General features: G+C 47.8%; 19 protein-coding genes and 1 riboswitch. Of the genes, 17 read left to right on the plus strand and 2 right to left on the minus strand.

Going from position 1 to position 16,725, the window contains the following annotated elements; genetic code table 11:
- Nucleotides 1-254 precede the first annotated feature (254 nt).
- Nucleotides 255-674 carry a hypothetical protein gene (locus ACE41H_RS19710; protein WP_375357272.1) on the plus strand — a complete coding sequence of 140 codons (420 nt, stop codon included), beginning with the start codon at nt 255-257 and terminating at the stop codon, nt 672-674.
- An 88-nt stretch (nt 675-762) separates the two neighbouring features.
- Here the strand turns inward: ACE41H_RS19710 and ACE41H_RS19715 are convergent, their stop codons facing one another.
- Nucleotides 763-1,023, minus strand: a complete 261-nt coding sequence (locus tag ACE41H_RS19715) for a hypothetical protein (RefSeq protein ID WP_375357273.1) — start codon at nt 1,021-1,023, stop codon at nt 763-765.
- Between the two features lie 504 nt (nt 1,024-1,527).
- Between ACE41H_RS19715 and ACE41H_RS19720 the strand changes: the two genes are divergently transcribed.
- The 10 genes from ACE41H_RS19720 to rsmI all read left to right on the plus strand — a co-directional run bounded on the left by ACE41H_RS19720 (nt 1,528) and on the right by rsmI (nt 9,314).
- Nucleotides 1,528-1,710: a sigma factor G inhibitor Gin gene (locus tag ACE41H_RS19720; protein WP_375357274.1), complete on the plus strand. Its 183-nt coding sequence runs from the start codon at nt 1,528-1,530 to the stop codon at nt 1,708-1,710.
- A gap of 124 nt (nt 1,711-1,834) precedes the next feature.
- The gene (locus ACE41H_RS19725; protein ID WP_445974749.1) at nt 1,835-3,343 is read left to right on the plus strand and encodes an aminotransferase class I/II-fold pyridoxal phosphate-dependent enzyme; all 1,509 of its coding nucleotides are present in this window, start codon (nt 1,835-1,837) and stop codon (nt 3,341-3,343) included.
- Nucleotides 3,344-3,456: 113 nt separating this feature from the next.
- On the plus strand, nt 3,457-4,098 hold the full coding sequence (gene tmk / locus ACE41H_RS19730) for a dTMP kinase (protein WP_375357276.1): 642 nt from the start codon (nt 3,457-3,459) through the stop codon (nt 4,096-4,098).
- Nucleotides 4,099-4,180: 82 nt separating this feature from the next.
- Nucleotides 4,181-4,510, plus strand: a complete 330-nt coding sequence (gene darA / locus ACE41H_RS19735; RefSeq protein ID WP_375357277.1) for a cyclic di-AMP receptor DarA — start codon at nt 4,181-4,183, stop codon at nt 4,508-4,510.
- A gap of 80 nt (nt 4,511-4,590) precedes the next feature.
- Nucleotides 4,591-5,034 carry a YaaR family protein gene (locus ACE41H_RS19740; protein WP_375357278.1) on the plus strand — a complete coding sequence of 148 codons (444 nt, stop codon included), beginning with the start codon at nt 4,591-4,593 and terminating at the stop codon, nt 5,032-5,034.
- Between the two features lie 163 nt (nt 5,035-5,197).
- Nucleotides 5,198-6,193, plus strand: a complete 996-nt coding sequence (gene holB, locus ACE41H_RS19745) for a DNA polymerase III subunit delta' (protein ID WP_375357279.1) — start codon at nt 5,198-5,200, stop codon at nt 6,191-6,193.
- A gap of 119 nt (nt 6,194-6,312) precedes the next feature.
- Nucleotides 6,313-7,113, plus strand: coding sequence for a PSP1 domain-containing protein (locus ACE41H_RS19750; RefSeq protein ID WP_375357280.1), 801 nt, complete (start codon nt 6,313-6,315; stop codon nt 7,111-7,113).
- A 66-nt stretch (nt 7,114-7,179) separates the two neighbouring features.
- Nucleotides 7,180-7,524: an initiation-control protein YabA gene (locus ACE41H_RS19755; protein ID WP_375357324.1), complete on the plus strand. Its 345-nt coding sequence runs from the start codon at nt 7,180-7,182 to the stop codon at nt 7,522-7,524.
- 72 nt (nt 7,525-7,596) lie between these two features.
- Nucleotides 7,597-8,382, plus strand: a complete 786-nt coding sequence (locus tag ACE41H_RS19760; protein ID WP_375357281.1) for a tRNA1(Val) (adenine(37)-N6)-methyltransferase — start codon at nt 7,597-7,599, stop codon at nt 8,380-8,382.
- Between the two features lie 35 nt (nt 8,383-8,417).
- On the plus strand, nt 8,418-9,314 hold the full coding sequence (gene rsmI / locus ACE41H_RS19765) for a 16S rRNA (cytidine(1402)-2'-O)-methyltransferase (RefSeq protein ID WP_375357282.1): 897 nt from the start codon (nt 8,418-8,420) through the stop codon (nt 9,312-9,314).
- Between the two features lie 129 nt (nt 9,315-9,443).
- Here the strand turns inward: rsmI and ACE41H_RS19770 are convergent, their stop codons facing one another.
- The gene (locus ACE41H_RS19770; protein ID WP_018888060.1) at nt 9,444-9,698 is read right to left on the minus strand and encodes an AbrB/MazE/SpoVT family DNA-binding domain-containing protein; all 255 of its coding nucleotides are present in this window, start codon (nt 9,696-9,698) and stop codon (nt 9,444-9,446) included.
- 339 nt (nt 9,699-10,037) lie between these two features.
- Between ACE41H_RS19770 and ACE41H_RS19775 the strand changes: the two genes are divergently transcribed.
- The 6 genes from ACE41H_RS19775 to yabG all read left to right on the plus strand — a co-directional run bounded on the left by ACE41H_RS19775 (nt 10,038) and on the right by yabG (nt 16,663).
- Nucleotides 10,038-11,318 (plus strand): HD domain-containing protein, encoded by a 1,281-nt coding sequence (locus ACE41H_RS19775; protein ID WP_375357325.1) that lies wholly within the window; start codon nt 10,038-10,040, stop codon nt 11,316-11,318.
- Between the two features lie 114 nt (nt 11,319-11,432).
- Entirely contained in the window at nt 11,433-12,209 is a 777-nt protein-coding gene (locus ACE41H_RS19780) for a TatD family hydrolase (protein ID WP_375357283.1), read from the plus strand.
- Nucleotides 12,210-12,411: 202 nt separating this feature from the next.
- Nucleotides 12,412-12,667: riboswitch (cyclic di-AMP (ydaO/yuaA leader) on the plus strand.
- Nucleotides 12,668-12,949: 282 nt separating this feature from the next.
- On the plus strand, nt 12,950-14,089 hold the full coding sequence (locus ACE41H_RS19785; RefSeq protein WP_375357284.1) for a resuscitation-promoting factor: 1,140 nt from the start codon (nt 12,950-12,952) through the stop codon (nt 14,087-14,089).
- 161 nt (nt 14,090-14,250) lie between these two features.
- Nucleotides 14,251-14,796 (plus strand): ribonuclease M5, encoded by a 546-nt coding sequence (rnmV, locus tag ACE41H_RS19790; protein ID WP_375357285.1) that lies wholly within the window; start codon nt 14,251-14,253, stop codon nt 14,794-14,796.
- Between the two features lie 5 nt (nt 14,797-14,801).
- The gene (rsmA, locus tag ACE41H_RS19795; protein WP_375357286.1) at nt 14,802-15,686 is read left to right on the plus strand and encodes a 16S rRNA (adenine(1518)-N(6)/adenine(1519)-N(6))-dimethyltransferase RsmA; all 885 of its coding nucleotides are present in this window, start codon (nt 14,802-14,804) and stop codon (nt 15,684-15,686) included.
- Between the two features lie 86 nt (nt 15,687-15,772).
- Nucleotides 15,773-16,663 (plus strand): sporulation peptidase YabG, encoded by an 891-nt coding sequence (yabG, locus tag ACE41H_RS19800; RefSeq protein ID WP_375357326.1) that lies wholly within the window; start codon nt 15,773-15,775, stop codon nt 16,661-16,663.
- The last annotated feature ends 62 nt before the right edge of the window (nt 16,664-16,725 follow it).

The following is a 16,725-nucleotide window of genomic DNA, read 5'->3' on the forward strand; positions in this document are numbered from 1 at the left end:
CTCCAGCGCCGATGGTACTTGGACCGAAGGGTCCTGGGAGAGTAGGACGTTGCCAGGCAAAATGTAAAACCACTGTCGTAAACGATGGTGGTTTTTTTATTTGAATGCAGGTAACATTTTTGTTACGGAAAGGCTATGTAAAACAGCTATAATTTACTATGGTTCAATTTACTAATCACATCAGACGGCTGTAGCTTTTTTAAAATTTGGAAGGAAGATCATTTGTTCAGTCAGGCTGAGAAGGAGGGAAGAGCATGCGGCGAAATAGATGGCTTGTGATTACAATGCTATTGAGTATCGCTGTAGTGATTCTTACCGGTTGCGGCCCCAGGGAACCTTCATGGACGGCGTTTGAAGGTGCAGCCAATGAAAAGACATTTCCGGTACCTAAGGAAGCAAATAAAACAGAACGTGCGAGTCAAAGCTCTGAGATAGATTATGTACGCTACACTCTGCCGGGGATTAAAGAGAGTGATAGCATTCCGGAACCTTATTTGCAGGAGATTGCCGCCTGGGGATGGAAGGAAGAGACCTCCCAGTCCTCGGAAAGCCAGAAGGTGTTTTTAAAGGACGGTCAGATTGTTCACCTATTGGTATACGATGATTATTTCACGGTATTGGTCCCGAAGGATAAGAAGCCTACAGCCAATGTGAAGACGATTGAAACCAACTAACGAAAAAGTGCTGGACTCTGCTCACAGACTATTACACGAAAAAAGAGCCCTGATTAAGAGCTCTCTTTTTGAAATGTTAGAAAGTATATTATTGTTGATAATAGGACACGTCCTGCTTATTGAATTTGATCATACCGTCTTTGCGTTCCCGTTTCAGGAGATACAGGGTCCACAAGCGCGGCACGGCCAGCCATATGTGCCAGAACAGCAGGGAAAAGGTAAAGGCCGGGGGAGAAAAGAACAGGAAAACGATGGTGAAGCAAAAACCGATCCACATGACATGAAATTGTATGGCGCTGAATGTTGAATAGCCGACATATTGCTCAGGCATGTATCCTTGCCAAGGCAACCTCCAGTTGTAGGACCAACGTTTACGAAGATGAGAGCCCTTTATAACCAGAAAGGAACGGATAATCACAAAATGAGTCCACATCATCACGGGAAGGGCAAGTGCAAAAAGAAAAAGGCTCGTCCAGTGCAAGGCGAACATTAGAAAAATAAGCATAATTACAGGCAGTGATAGATAGCTCCATAGCATGGGCCGGTTAATGTTTACCTTTTTAATTAATTTGTAATGATAGTACGTAGTTTTGGCATCATTGTCTTCCATCATTGGAAACCGTTCATTCCCTTCATTCTAGTTCAGGATATCCCCAAAAATTGAAACGCTTTTCTTCTATTATCGGAAAAAGTATGAATTTTTTTAATTGCTCTACAGGTACAAACACCTCTTTTGCCGCCTCTGAATAAGGTATACAAATATGACTGCAGCTATGAAAAGGTATAAAATAATAGAAACTGCACCATACTTATAGTAAATACTGATAGTAAATGAATCAAGGTGGGATTCCATATGCAAGAGGAAGGGCAGCGGTGTATTATTTGTGAGCATTACAAGACAGAAGGTATATTAATCTTGTCGGAATATATTTGTGATGCTTGTGAGGCGGAAATGATCCGGACAGATGCAACAGATGCCAAATATCATTTTTTCATTCATCAATTAAAGCAGATTTGGATGGAGAAAAACGTTTGATCAAGGCCTTCCGAGGCCTTTTTTTGTTGGATGAATTCAGCAACAGAATAGGATTTCCCCAAGGTATACGTTAAAATGAGAGGTAGTACACTGTACGAATATTTTCAGATGGAAGGAATGCATGATGTTCAGTATCAATAAACAGTCAGCGCCGTTAATGGAGGCACTTGTTCGATATAGGGAGCAAAGAAAAATATCATTTCACGTTCCTGGGCATAAAAATGGCCATTTGTATGAGCATACCGATATAGCGGGTGTATTGGCACAAGTTATGACGATTGACGCCACGGAGATTACAGGACTGGATGATCTCCATCATCCTGAAGGTGTAATTCGGCAGGCACAGGAGCTGGCTGCGGATTGTTTCGGGGCTGAGGAAAGCTATTTTCTCGTCGGAGGCAGCACGAGCGGCAATCTGGCGTTAATTTTGACGGTGTGCACAGCACCGGGAGATATTTTGCTGGTGCAAAGAAATGTTCATAAATCGGTGCTGCACGGGTTAATGCTTGCAGGTGCGGATGCTGTTTTTCTGGAACCTTATGTAGACGAGGTGAGTGGATTGTCTACGCTGCCTTCAGTAGAGACGGTGGCTGCAGCCATAGCTGCTTATCCGCAGGCGAAGGGGCTACTTGTCACTTCACCCAACTATTACGGCATGGGAGCCGGGCTGGCACCACTCGTTGAACTTTGCCATCATGCCGGTATTCCGCTTTTGGTGGATGAAGCCCATGGGGCACATTTCGGTCAACATCCTGACTTACCTCCATCGGCGTTATCGTACGGTGCGGACGGGGTTGTACAATCTACGCACAAAATGCTGTCCGCTATGACCATGGGAGCGATGCTGCATATTCAAGGAAAGTACTTGAACCGGCAAATGATCGGTCAACGGTTGGCGATGATTCAGAGCTCAAGTCCATCCTATCCTTTAATGGCATCGCTTGACCTGGCACGCTGGCATCTTCATATGAACGGTCCCTACGCTTTTACAGAAGGTCTCTTGGCCGTACAAGCCTTTAAGGAGGGGATCAGGGAGATACCGAGGTTTCAGCTCCTGCAGCCGGAAGCCGGGCCGAATAATGAAGGTTATACCCTGCAGGACCCGTTTAAGATTGTTGTTTATGATAGCTACGGCTGCTTGAGCGGATATGAACTGCAGCGCCGGCTTGAAGAGCAAGGATGCGTACCGGAGATGAGCGATGAGCGTTATGTCGTCCTGTTATTTACACTGGGCACGACTCAAGCGGACGCTAATCACCTGGTGCAGGCATTAGTGCATATACATAAGCAAGATGAAAATCCGCCAATACCCAGTGATTTTCCAGGTATACATTTTTACTCCAAAAAGGTTTCCACGTGGAACAATGTACCCGCATTTACGGTTTCCAAACCGGTACCGTTTCGTCTAGCTCCTCTATCCTCAGAAAAAATAAAAACAGTCCCCATTGAAGGCTGTGCCGGATATGTATCTGCTGAAATGATTATCCCCTATCCTCCAGGCATTCCGCTTCTTTATCCAGGGGAACAGATCGGAGAAGAAATTACTGCACGGCTTCAACTGCTGCGTGATCAGGGAGCCAAATGCCAGGGGGCGGCCGATGAGAAGCTTAACACGATTCGAGTATATCTTTGATGTAAGACAGGACAAATGTATACTATAATAAGAACAAGCACAATTGTATGATTTACAATGTTGCATAGAATAAGAGTTTTCTTACACCTAAAGATAAAGAAAGCAGGGAACATATGAAGGCCAGAGGCAGATTTATCACATTGGAAGGGGGCGAGGGTTCCGGAAAAACAACGATGATCGGGCGGCTGGCCAAGTATCTGGAAAGTCGGGGGTTGCCTTATATGTCAACCAGGGAGCCGGGCGGTATTGAAATAGCGGAGAAAATCCGGTCCGTAATTCTGGACAAAGCGCATACCCATATGGATGCACGTACTGAAGCTCTGCTATATGCGGCAGCCCGCCGCCAACACCTGGTGGAGAAGGTCGCGCCTGCCGTTGAATCCGGGATGCTTGTGCTGTGTGACCGCTTTGTAGACAGCAGTCTGGTGTATCAGGGTTATGCACGTGGACTGGGGATGGAAGAGGTGGACTCTATTAACCGTTTTGCCGTCGATTCCTGGCAGCCTGATTTAACCTTTTACATGGATATTGAACCGGAGCTTGGGTTGGCGAGAATAGCTGCTAACCGGGGAAATGAAGTGAACCGGCTCGATTTGGAGGATATATCGTTTCACCATAAAGTCAGAGAAGGTTATCTGCACCTGGTTCATCAGTATCCGGAACGCATCGTTGTTATTGACGCAGCACGGCAGCCTGAACAGGTCCTGCAACAGATGAAAGAAATCCTTGCCCAACGGGTCCTGGAGGATTATTGAGCATCAATGTTTAATTATATAGCTATAAGGGACAAAATGCGGCTGATTCGTTCCTTTTAACGAATTTAAGGAGGAAAACAGGATGAAACTGATCATTGCGATTGTACAGGATAAAGACAGCAACAGACTGTCCGGTGGACTGGTTAAGGCGAACTTCCGTGCAACGAAGCTGGCCAGTACCGGCGGTTTTCTGCGGGCTGGGAATACTACATTCATGATCGGTGTGGATGACAGCCAGGTTGAAGCCGTAATGGAGGTCATCCGCAGCAGTTGCAAGGTGCGAGAACAACTGGTTACACCGGTGACACCGATGAGCGGAACCACCGACTCCTATCTGCCGCTTCCTGTAGAGGTTCAGGTCGGAGGAGCTACCGTGTTCGTCATGCCTGTTGATCGTTTCGAGCATTTCTAATCTACAAGTTTACTGCGGTTGAATTTCCAATCTCACGCTGTTGCTGCGATGAAATGAAGCAGGGAGAAAGCAGGTCATTTATGAAAATCAATCCAGGCTACCGTCCGTTGCATAGCGGTCTGTCATCCGGCGACTCGACCTCCAAGCCTGTTCAAAGTAAAAGCTTTTCCGATATTATGCACTATCAGGGGGAGCATGCTACTCAAGAAGAATTGAACCGGCGGTTCAAAGAAATACAGATGCAGGGAGAACGGCTGGCCCGATCCATGACCGTGCGCGAGTTGAAGGCTTACAAAATGCTCGTCAAACGCTTTCTGGAGGATACAGTTCGACGGGGAGTAGCGATGAAGGATACGCGTGGCTGGGACCGGCGCGGACGCAGCAAGCGCTACAAATTGATTGATGAGGTTGACTCCATCTTATTGCGTTTGGCCGAAGAATTATTAGAGACCGAGCAGGGAAAAATTGAACTATTGCAGGGAGTTGGAGAAATTCGTGGACTGCTGATTAATCTGTCCTTCTAGATGTTCAGTACTCCAGGTCATCTGCATTAGGGATATTCCCCTTATATTTGTTTGGCGGCCGGCTTAGACCGGATACAGTACAATCTGCTTGCCTGTCGGTCGGCAGATTATTTTTTGCCGGGATACCGGATCACAGATCCGGTCGCGGAAAGCGAGGAACGATATGTCTTTTGAACACATTGCCGGACAGGACGTGCCCAAGCGGCTGCTGCAAAATGCGCTTCGTACTGGCAGGGTAAGCCATGCCTATCTGTTCAGCGGCCCGCCGGGAAGCGGGCAGATGCAGGTGGCGCTTACTTTTGCCCAAGCTTTATTTTGCAGGGAACTCAAGGATGATGCTTGTGGAAAATGTCTGGAATGCAGAAAAATAGAGCATGGCAACCATCCTGATCTTTATGTTATAGAACCGGATGGTGCGAGCATAAAAATAGATCAGGTACGAGAGCTGCAGCGGCTTTTTTCATACCGTTCCAAGGCTGAAAATCCGAAGGTCTATATTATCCGCCAAGCGGATACCATGACCGTTCAGGCAGCCAATAGTCTGCTGAAATTTCTGGAAGAACCCCAGGTGCCGGCGGTCGGCATTTTGATTTCGGATAACGGACAGGCTCTCCTTCCCACGATTCAATCGAGAACGCAGCGTGTACCGTTTTCGCCGTTGTCACCTGAAGTATTAATGCAGGAGTTGAGTCGGGAGGGGCATCCTGCAGCGTTGGTTCGAAGTGCCGTTCATCTTGCTTCAGGACTGGATTCCAGCCGGGAAGTTATCCAGCAGAATTGGTTTGCAGAAATTAGAAATGTAGTGTTACAATTAGTGAAGGAGTCCATGAGCAGAGGAAATTCGTCTATTATACTAGCTCAACAGAAGATTTTTAAAACAGGACTTTCCGAGCATCTGGACGCTTTTTTTCAACTGTTTCATTTGCTATTCAAGGATATGCTGCACTTCCGGTACGGAAGGCACGAAAGCATTGTTTTCATAGATCACTTGGAGAGTATCTCCAAGCTGGCAATCACCCGCAGCACCGAACAATGGGTCTCGTATATGGCTTTGGCGGCGGAATGCAGGAAGAAGCTCCGCTACAATGTGAACGGTCAGCTGTGTGTGGAGCAGCTTCTGATCGGGATGTCGGATTCAGGCGGTACGATTACCGCCTAAAGACAGCGGACTCTTCGTATGTGACGGAGCAGTTAATAAAAGGCATCGTTAAACTTTCCAGGGCGCCATTACGTTACGGCTTCAGTTAAGGTTCTAGTGGCATACAAGGAGGTTTATTTTTGTATAGTGTAGTGGGTGTCCGCTTTAAAAAAGCGGGTAAGACGTATTATTTCGATCCGCTGGAGCTTCCTTTGGAGCAGGATAACTGCGTGATCGTGGAGACGGCGCGTGGCATCGAATATGGCAAGGTGGTTGTAGGCAAGAAGGAAGTAAATGATTCGGACGTCGTGCTGCCCCTAAAGAAAGTAATTCGTATTGCCGGAGATGCGGATGCGCTAATTGTTGAGGAGAATAAACGAGCGGCACAGGAAGCATTCGGTACTTGTTTAAATAAAATTAAAGACCATGGCCTTAAAATGAAGCTTGTTGACGTTGAGTTTACATTTGACCGCAATAAGATCATCTTTTACTTTACGGCGGAGGGAAGAGTTGATTTCCGTGAGCTTGTGAAGGATTTAGCCAGCATTTTCCGTACGCGTATTGAGCTCAGGCAGATCGGTGTTCGGGATGAAGCCAAGATGCTTGGCGGTATAGGGCCGTGTGGACGTGTGTTATGCTGCTCCTCCTGGCTGGGTGACTTTGAACCCGTGTCCATCAAGATGGCCAAGGATCAGAGCTTGTCCCTGAATCCTACCAAAATTTCCGGCTTGTGCGGCAGGCTGATGTGCTGCCTCAAGTTCGAGCATGATAACTATGAGAGTGCCAGGGAAGAGCTGCCGCAGGTTGGCAAGCTGGTCATTACCTCTCTAGGGGAGGGCAAGGTTGTCGCTATAAATGCAGAGCAGCGTACGGTACATGTGCAGCTATTTGAGATTAGCAAGGTCAAGGAACTTCCAATGGACGACGTTGTCGTCAAGTAAACCATTAGGTTGCTTCGGGGTGGAATCTTGGATAACAAACAAAGTGTTTTTGCGCGTATTCACGAGATGGAAACGCAAATGGGACAGATGTATAGCGATCTGGGTGAGCTGAAGCTTGCAGTGAAGGAATTACTGGAAGAGAATCAGCGACTTACAATTGAAAACGAACAGCTGCGCAAAATGCTCATTCGCGATAATACAAGAGCGGAAGAGACGGCAATAGAGCAGCCCGCGCCCCTTTCTGCAAACGACGTGGAGACTGAAGCGTCGGAGGCAGGAGAGGTTGTGGGTGAAGGCTATGATAATTTGGCAAGGCTGTATCATGAGGGATTTCATATATGCAATGTGTATTACGGACATTTGCGGACAGAGGGCGACTGCCTGTTCTGCTTGTCATTTTTGAATAAATAAATACAAAGCCGTAGGGCACTTGCCTGCGGCTTTTTCTTTAGCCATATCGTTTAAAAGGATGGATAAACCGGAATGATGGAAGAAAAGCATAAATCTGAAAGGATTGACGATCTTTTAACTCATAATTTGCGCATTATACAAAGTGATGAAGTGTTCAGCTTTTCGATGGATGCCGTGCTGCTGGCCAGATTTGCAGGCATACCTATGCGAGGGAAAATACTCGATCTATGTACAGGCAACGGCGTGGTGCCTCTTCTGCTGACGACAAGAACGAAGGCGGCCATCGAGGGGATTGAAATCCAACCCCGTCTGGCGGATATGGCGCGCCGCAGCGTAGCCATGAATGGATTAGAGGACAGGATTACGATTCGTGAAGGGGATCTGAGAAGTCTGTTTGAAATCACAGGGCATGGAGGATATGATGCGATAACGGTCAATCCGCCTTATATGCCGCTGAATGGCAGTGATATCAAGCTCAATCCTCATCAGGCTATAGCACGGCATGAGCTGAGCTGCACGCTTGAGGAAGTGATTTTGGCCTGTACCCGCCTGATCCGGACCGGGGGCAAGGTTTCCATGGTGCATCGTCCGCAGCGGCTTGGTGAGATCATATCCCTTATGCGTATACACAGACTGGAGCCTAAGCGTATCCGCTTCGTGCACCCACGAGTTCATCTGGAAGCCAATATGGTGCTTATTGAGGCCATGCGGGATGCCAAGCCGGATGTACGTCTGCTGCCGCCGCTGATCGTGTACGAAGGCAACGGGCGCAATCAATACACAGCTGAAATGCAGGAAATATACTTTGGCCAGGATTCAGGGACACCAACGGAAAGCAAACCTGACATTGAAGGGTAGGCGCTTAATTATAAACGGCAAGGAGACATTTGGATATGAAATTGGCTGTACAAAAAAGCTACTCGGACCGGCCCAACGAATATGGAACTTTATTTCTCGTAGGTACGCCAATCGGCAATCTGGAGGACATGACTTTCCGAGCTGTAAAGACACTGCAGGAGTGCAGCATCATTGCCGCCGAGGATACGAGGCAAACCCGCAAATTGCTTACTCATTTCGACATTATTCCGAACAAGCTCTTTAGTTACCATGAGCACAATAAGGCGGCAAGCGGGCCTGAACTGATACGTTATATAATGGAAGGAAAAAATTTGGCACTGGTCAGTGATGCCGGCCTGCCGGCCATTTCGGACCCGGGAGCTGATCTGGTTCAGCTTGCGCTGGATGCGGGAATTGCTGTTGTTCCAATACCGGGAGCCAATGCCGCTTTGTCGGCGCTTATTGCCTCCGGATTGAATACGGAACGATTTACCTTTGCCGGGTTTCCGCCCCGGGACCGGAAGGAACTGCTCTCTATTTTGCATACATTTGAAGCCTCGCATGGTACGCTCGTGTTTTATGAATCCCCGCACCGGATTGTCAAAACACTGGCCATCATTCAGGAGGCCTATGGAACCCGTCAAATCGTGCTTGCCAGGGAGCTTACAAAGCTTCATGAGGAATGGGTGAGGGGATCTGTCGCGGATTGTCTGGCCTGGCTGGAGGAGCATCCGCCACTTGGAGAATATTGTTTGGTTGTTGAAGGGAAAAGCGCCCGGGAAGAAGCTGAGGAAAGACAAGCATGGTGGAAAGAGCTAACATTGCAAGAGCATGTAAAACATTATGAGTCGGAGGGAAACAGCAGGAAAGAAGCCATGAAACGCACGGCTGCGGATCGCTCGCTTTCAAAAAGGGATGTGTATAATGAGCTGCTGACTTCGGGGGACAAATGAATTTTGTCCAAATTTATGTAAAAAAAGAACCTTCCAGCGATAGAAATCAACGCGGAAGGCAGCAAGGAGATATGAAAAGGTTAGAATTAACAGTTAGTTTGTTGTTTTTTTAATTATATACTATAAATCTTATTTTGTCACAGGTGTTGGGATTTCGGAAATACATTCGTTGCAAACAATTTTACCTTTGAAGTAAGTAACGTTTTCCGCATTGCCGCAAAAGATGCAGGCAGGCTCGTATTTTTTGAGCATAATGCGCTCACCGTCAACGTAAATTTCCAGGGCATCCTTCTCGCCAATGCCCAGTGTGCGGCGCAGCTCGATCGGGATAACGACACGTCCAAGCTCATCAACTTTTCTTACAATACCAGTAGATTTCATCATAATAAATCAGGCTCCTCTCGCCATATAGAAAATTTCAATTGTCATCATTCGACATTATTTTCTGTTTTCTGAATTTAACTATACCAACGATTCCCAAATCAGTCAACCTAAAAGTTAGGCATGAAACCTAAATTTTCAAAATCAAACCTGCTAATATGACTAGGAATCAACAATTAATATTATAAAATATATTATAATGAATATGTCGATTTGGAAATTATCAATAATATAAAATAAGACATAATTCGACAAAGTATGTCGAATTCCTGCGACACGTGCCCATGTTTTACATCGGTTACATATATCATATTTTCAAGGAGCTAAGGCCAAATGAATCTGATGCAGCAGCCGCTTACGGAAGAGAAAGTGTTTAAAGACCCGGTCCACAATTACATTCACGTTCAAGATGTTGTCATCTGGCGTTTGATTAATACTTCTGAGTTTCAAAGGCTGCGCCGGATTCGTCAGCTTGGAACCTCCTATTTAACTTTTCATGGTGCTGAACACAGCCGTTTCTCCCACTCCCTGGGCGTATATGAGATTACACGCCGCATCATTTCCCAATTTGAACGCGGTGAATATACAGACTGGCCCAAGGAAGAAAAACTGGTCGCCTTATGTGCCGCCCTGCTGCATGATTTGGGGCATGGCCCGTTCTCCCATTCCATCGAAGAAGCCTTCGGCATGAATCATGAGGATTGGACCTGCCGTATTATTTTGGGAGACACGGAGATCAATACGGTCCTTTGTCAGGTTGAACCCGGGTTTCCGGAAAAGGTCGCTGCCGTGATCTCAAAAACCTACGATAAACCGATCGTAGTCAATTTGGTAACGAGTCCGCTTGATGCGGACAGAATGGATTATCTGCTGCGGGACGCCTACCAGACAGGCGTTAATTATGGCACCATCGACCTTGACCGCATTCTGCGCTTGCTTCGCCCTCATAAGGGCCGTATTGTCGTCAAGGACTCGGGAATGCATGCCGTGGAAGACTACCTGATGTCCCGTTACCAAATGTACTGGCAAATTTATTTTCATCCGGTGACCCGCAGCTCGGAAATTATACTGCGGCTCATTTTCCGGAGAGCCAAGGAGCTAATGAATCAGGGGTATACCTTCGGATTTCTGCTTGATCCTCTTCCCGACTTAATCCGTGGAGATCTGACAGTCAGCCAGTATTTAATGCTGGATGAATCCCTGATACAAACTGTATTTAATTTATGGAAGAAGGAAGAGGACCCTGTTCTGAGCGACCTGTGTTCGCGTTTTATGGATCGCAGGCTATATAAATATGTGCAAATCGACTCTATGGATATGAGTATGATTGACGATTTGCGGGCTGCCCTCGCGAAGGCTGGACTTCACCCCGACTATGACCTGGAAATTGATTTTCCGACAGACCTTCCTTATGATGTATTCCGGAAGGACGGATCGACAGAGAATCAGATTTTGCTGCTTGACCGGGAGGGCGGTGTGCGCGAAATATCCGAAGTGTCGGATATCGTACGCTCAATCAGCGGTATTCACCGGGGGAAATACCATCTGTATTACCCGCAAAATAAATTGGAGCAAATTAAGGATAAGCTGCCGCCCGACATCCAGAAATTGTTTGTTAAATAGCCTTCAAATCATTTCTTTTTAATCTAAGCATCATGATATAGAAGATTGCAAAAATTGAAAATTGCCAAAGAAAGAAATTAATCTAAATTAAAACCAATTAAGGAGGAACAATCCTTGGAATTATTTGATACGCATACCCATCTTGATTCGCCGTCATTTAATGAAGACAGAGAGCAAATCATATCAAACGCCGTCGAAGCCGGAGTTACGCGAATGGTCAATGTCGGGTTTAATAGAGAAACTATTCCCAGTACAATGGAGCTTGCCGAAACTTATGATTTTATTTATGCTGCTGTCGGATGGCATCCTGTTGATGCCATCACCATGCAGGATGGGGATTTGGAATGGATTGCATCGCTTTGCAAGCATGAGAAGGTCGTGGCCATTGGGGAAATTGGGCTGGATTACCATTGGGATACTTCTCCGAAGGATGTTCAGCAGCGGGTGCTGCGCCAGCAAATCGGACTTGCCCGGGAGTTGGGGATGCCGATTGTCATTCACAACCGGGATGCGCACGAGGATATCGTGAAAATTTTGCGTGAAGAGAAAGCACATGAGGTTGGAGGAATTATGCATTCGTTCTCTGGCAGCTGGGAAATCGCTAAATTATGTCTGAATATGGAATTTCATTTGTCCTTTGGAGGCCCGATTACCTTCAAAAATGCGCGTCAGCCGAAAGAGGTTTTGGCGCAGGTGCCGCTGGATCGCTTATTGATTGAAACCGATTCCCCTTACCTGACTCCCCATCCCTTCAGAGGCAAACGAAACGAGTCGGCCTATGTGAGATTGGTGGCTGAGGCAGCTGCCCAAATTAAGGGAATTTCCGTGGAGGAATTGGCGGCGATCACCACCAAAAATGGGCTGGAACGATTTTACATACGGAGAAAATGAGAGATAAATCATTAAAAAAGTATCCTATACGGAGCTAAACATAAAAATGTTCCGGGAAAACCGCGATTATTACAATATTTTAACCGATTATTTAGAGAAAAGCACTTGAAAGCTGCTTTACAACATGCATGTAAACAGGATATCATCGTTTCAGTGAATTATTGATGCTATGTAAAGTGGCAAATTCAGTAGTTCATTTCATGAACCAGTCTCGCTTAATCTCTGTTATGGAGAACGGGGGAACCGATATGGTGGCAGGCCATAAGGAGAGCGTACAGACATAGACGTATTGTCGTGTGCATGTACCTTCGCTTATGCCGGACGTCATAGTTCGATTTCTTTTCTGGGTCTTAGGGGTGAATGTGAAGGCAGCCGCCATGAGCGGGTGACCTGAACTAGGGCGACTCTCTACGTCCGAATCCGACAGCTAACCCCGTAAGCGTATCAAGAGAGAAGCTACCTCGTGTATGGATTTTCCGCATATGTCATTGACGGAAGTCACGAAAGAGCTCTCTTAACTCTTTCTTGACTTTTTTAGTTTATGAATATGGGAGAGTGTGCCCACATACTGTTACATAACGGAGTTATGACCAGTAAAGGGGGGCGCCATGCTGCGAAGACGGGAACATGATGCAGGGCAGGCTGCAGTCAGGCTTGTCTTGTAGAAAATCTGGTATAGTCGCGTCAACTTCAATCATGTATTACTCTCAGACGGCGAGGCTATGAAGGAGGACGGAGAAGTGGGAATTTTCCAACAAGGGGAGACCCATGAGTCACGCTCATCCAGCATGTCTTACGCGTTGCGATGGAAGCATGAAAAATTGCGCCACGCATCATTGGTCGCTATTTTTCTAATCGCACTAACAGTCACAATCTCTATTCTGGTGTACACGCAGACAAAGAAACAAGTAGTTCTGGTCATCAACGGTCAGCCTCAAGCGGTTGAGACCCGCGGAGAAAGTTTGCAGGATGTTCTGGAGGAGCATTCTATTACACTGGCACCTCATGACAAGATTTCCATGCCGGTGAACGGAGCTGTACAGAATGGGGACCGGGTAGTCATTAAACGGGCTGCGCCAGTGAACGTATCCGCAGGCTATGAAACCAAGCAGCTGTACACCACCGAAAATACAGTAGAAGACGCTATTCGAACCTTGGGCTACGAATTGTCACCGGAAGATAAGGTTTCCCCCTCACCGGATACCAAAATCTCTTCTAACATGGATATAAAAATTGTTCGTGTCACGAAGCAGAAGGTTCAACAAAAGGCAGAGATTCCTTTCAGAGTCGTCAAGACGGCTGATCCAAGCTTGTACAAGGGAGATAACCGCACCTTGGTGAGCGGCAAGGATGGAGTCATGGTCCAGAATATTGAGAAGGTGTATCATGACGGGAAACTGGTTTCAAAGCGTATGGTAAACAAAGAAGTCGCTACGAATCGTGTTGACAAGGTTATTGCAGTAGGTACGAAGAAGAAACCTGTTGTACTGGCGGCATCTATCGGACCTTCCGGTTCCGCAAAGATGGCCAGTGCCAATACGATCAGCCGGGCAGGAGTAGAATTTAAATATACAAAAGTTTTAAGCAATGTATCCATGACGGCTTACTCTGCGCAGCAGCCTGGCATAGGCACCCGGACATCCTCCGGCACACGTGTTACTGAAGGACGCACCATTGCTGTGGACCCTAATGTCATTCCAATAGGCTGGTGGGTATATATTGAAGGTCTGGGCTTCCGTCGTGCTGAGGATACTGGCGGCGCCATAAAAGGCAACAAAATCGATGTGTATTATGAGAGTTTGAATCAGGCGATGAATTTTGGCCGTAAATCAGGAATGACGGTGTATGTCATCGGTCCGGTCAGACCGGAGTTGAATTAACCGCAGGCGGGAATGTTAGAGCTTGTAATTCAATCGCTGGTTAGGATAGTATTAAGATCATAAAGATGCCATGCTAAGAAGGGGAGGATCATCCTCTTCTTATTTTTATTTTGTGCTAAAGCCAAGCTCGGGATGAGAGCATCGGGAAGGAAGATAGATTCATGATTAAGGAAGTCATCGTAGTGGAGGGCCGGGATGATACGGTGGCCATCAAAAGGGCGGTCCAGGCCGACACGATTGAAACGGGCGGATCTGCCATCAATGCCACGACGATTCGCAAAATTGCCATGGCCCAGAAGCGGCGGGGGATCATTATCCTGACCGATCCGGATCACGCCGGGGAGCGGATACGCAAGATTATTGCCTCCAGGGTACCGGGGTGCAAGCAGGCCTTTATTCCGGAGGCGGAAGCGACCCGGAAAGGGGATATCGGGGTAGAGAATGCTTCTCCTGAAGCGATCCGTCACGCACTCGCCAGAGTTCATACTACGGTAGAGGATGCGCGCCCCCTGATCGATTGGGAGGACCTTATTGACGCGGGCATGATCACACATCCACGGGCGGCCTCCCGCAGGATGGCGTTAGGCAACATCCTGGGCATCGGTTATTGCAACGGCAAGCAGCTTCATAAGCGGCTGACGATGTTCCAAATCAGCCGCGAGGAGTTCGCGGCGGCATTACAGCAAATTGAAAGCGAAGGATTGTGATGGACATGAAGGGTCTTGAAGATATTGCGACTCCCCGCCGGACCAAGGAGATCATTCAGAGGCACGGTTTCTCGTTCAAGAAGAGTCTGGGCCAGAATTTTCTGGTTGACCAGAATATATTGCAAAAAATCGTGGCTGCCGCCGGCTTGGATGAGACCAAGGGAGCGCTTGAGATCGGGCCGGGCATTGGAGCGCTGACGGAGCGGCTGGCCCGTTCGGCCAAGTGCGTAACGGCTGTGGAGATCGATCAGCGGCTTCTGCCCATTCTGGACGAGGTTATGGCACCGTACGACCGGGTGCGCGTACGTCACGGGGATGTGCTGAAGCTGGACCTTAAAGAAGTGTTTGCAGAGGACTTTGCGGATGTGGAAAAGGTCAGCGTGGTAGCCAATCTGCCTTATTACGTCACAACTCCCATCTTGATGAAGCTGCTGGAGGACAAGCTGCCTCTGGAGAATATCGTCGTCATGATTCAAAAGGAGGTGGCTGAACGAATGGCCGCCGCCCCGGCCTCCAAGGAGTATGGCAGCTTGAGCATAGCGGTGCAGTATTACAGTGAGCCGAAGCTGGTATGCATTGTGCCGCACACTGTATTCATTCCGCAGCCCAATGTGGAATCGGCGGTTATCCGGCTGCGTGTAAGACCGGAGCCGCCGGTCCAGGTTCCGGACGAAAAGCATTTTTTTGAAGTCGTGCAGGCAGCCTTCGCGCAGCGGCGCAAAACGATCGCCAACAACCTGAAGAGCCGCTTCTTCACAAAAGAGAATAAGGATGCGTTAGAGCCACTTTTGCGGTCCGCAGACATTGAACCCTCCAGAAGGGGAGAAACGCTCAGCATCGAAGAGTTCGCGCGTCTGAGCACGCTGTTGCTGGAAGCTGGCTATAAATAAACATCAGTTCTGCCATGCTTGATTTCAGACGGCCGGAACCAAAGCGGGGTATTGCCCATACGATGAAGCAGGGGTGATACACATTGATGATCATTGGAGACTTGGTCGTTCGTAAATCGTACGGCAAGGACGTGACGTTCCGCGTAGAGGAAGTCTGGCGCGATAATGCCATCATTAAAGGGACAGAGTTCCGGCTGCTGGCAGACTCCCCTATGAGCGATCTGATCAAAGTGCCGACCGATCCGATGAACGGCATAACCAAGCAAGCGCAAATTAAAGCTTATCAATCCCTCTCTTCCCTGAAGCAGGAACGGCTGCAGCAGGCGGAACGGGGGCATGAGCTGCTGAACCAAAGCCAGGCCGCGAATGCATCCTATTTTGAAATGCCCGGCAAGGTGCTCCATTTGGACGGGGATGCCAACTATCTGCATAAAAGCATGAAGCTGTATGAACAGCTCAGGGTTCCGGCTGAGGGATATCATGTACACGAGTCCGCCATGGCGGACGTTCTGCTGAAGCTGCTGCCGCGCGCACGCCCCGATATTCTCGTCATCACCGGGCATGACGGTGTGCTCAAAAAGCGTCAGCCTTATGATTTGTACAGTCTGTCCAGCTATAAAAATTCACAAAACTTCGTCTCCGCCATTCAGGTGGCAAGACAGTATGACAGGAATCTGGACTCGCTTACGATTGTAGCAGGGGCATGCCAGTCCCATTTTGAGGCGCTGCTCCGTACAGGAGCGAATTTTGCCAGTTCTCCCGGCCGTATCCTGATCCATGCGCTGGATCCGGTATATATTGCGGCCAAAGCCTCCTTTACGTCGATAAAGGACACGGTAAGTATGGGAGATATTTTTAATCATACGATCAGCGGAAGCCAGGGGGTCGGGGGAGTGGAGACCCGGGGAAGCTATCGAATAGGTTTGCCCCGACTGGAAAATCTTTCAACATTGAAGGTGACACCATCCGCAATATAACACATGTATAGATTGAAACTGGTTATGTGCCGCCCTGCTTGCAGGGTTTTTTTGTGCATCAT

It is taken from the genome of Paenibacillus enshidis (genome assembly GCF_042136365.1).
Taxonomy (GTDB): domain Bacteria; phylum Bacillota; class Bacilli; order Paenibacillales; family Paenibacillaceae; genus Paenibacillus; species Paenibacillus enshidis.

What these genes read in the sequence shown, in the direction of transcription:
- ACE41H_RS19710 (WP_375357272.1), top strand. Translation starts at nt 255, where the DNA reads ATGCGGCGAAATAGATGGCTTGTGATTACAATGCTATTGAGTATCGCT.
- ACE41H_RS19720 (WP_375357274.1), top strand. Translation starts at nt 1,528, where the DNA reads ATGCAAGAGGAAGGGCAGCGGTGTATTATTTGTGAGCATTACAAGACA.
- ACE41H_RS19725 (WP_445974749.1), top strand. Translation starts at nt 1,835, where the DNA reads ATGTTCAGTATCAATAAACAGTCAGCGCCGTTAATGGAGGCACTTGTT.
- tmk (WP_375357276.1), top strand. Translation starts at nt 3,457, where the DNA reads ATGAAGGCCAGAGGCAGATTTATCACATTGGAAGGGGGCGAGGGTTCC.
- darA (WP_375357277.1), top strand. Translation starts at nt 4,181, where the DNA reads ATGAAACTGATCATTGCGATTGTACAGGATAAAGACAGCAACAGACTG.
- ACE41H_RS19740 (WP_375357278.1), top strand. Translation starts at nt 4,591, where the DNA reads ATGAAAATCAATCCAGGCTACCGTCCGTTGCATAGCGGTCTGTCATCC.
- holB (WP_375357279.1), top strand. Translation starts at nt 5,198, where the DNA reads ATGTCTTTTGAACACATTGCCGGACAGGACGTGCCCAAGCGGCTGCTG.
- ACE41H_RS19755 (WP_375357324.1), top strand. Translation starts at nt 7,180, where the DNA reads ATGGAAACGCAAATGGGACAGATGTATAGCGATCTGGGTGAGCTGAAG.
- ACE41H_RS19760 (WP_375357281.1), top strand. Translation starts at nt 7,597, where the DNA reads ATGATGGAAGAAAAGCATAAATCTGAAAGGATTGACGATCTTTTAACT.
- rsmI (WP_375357282.1), top strand. Translation starts at nt 8,418, where the DNA reads ATGAAATTGGCTGTACAAAAAAGCTACTCGGACCGGCCCAACGAATAT.
- ACE41H_RS19770 (WP_018888060.1), bottom strand. Translation starts at nt 9,698, where the DNA reads ATGATGAAATCTACTGGTATTGTAAGAAAAGTTGATGAGCTTGGACGT.
- ACE41H_RS19775 (WP_375357325.1), top strand. Translation starts at nt 10,038, where the DNA reads ATGCAGCAGCCGCTTACGGAAGAGAAAGTGTTTAAAGACCCGGTCCAC.
- rnmV (WP_375357285.1), top strand. Translation starts at nt 14,251, where the DNA reads ATGATTAAGGAAGTCATCGTAGTGGAGGGCCGGGATGATACGGTGGCC.
- rsmA (WP_375357286.1), top strand. Translation starts at nt 14,802, where the DNA reads ATGAAGGGTCTTGAAGATATTGCGACTCCCCGCCGGACCAAGGAGATC.
- yabG (WP_375357326.1), top strand. Translation starts at nt 15,773, where the DNA reads ATGATCATTGGAGACTTGGTCGTTCGTAAATCGTACGGCAAGGACGTG.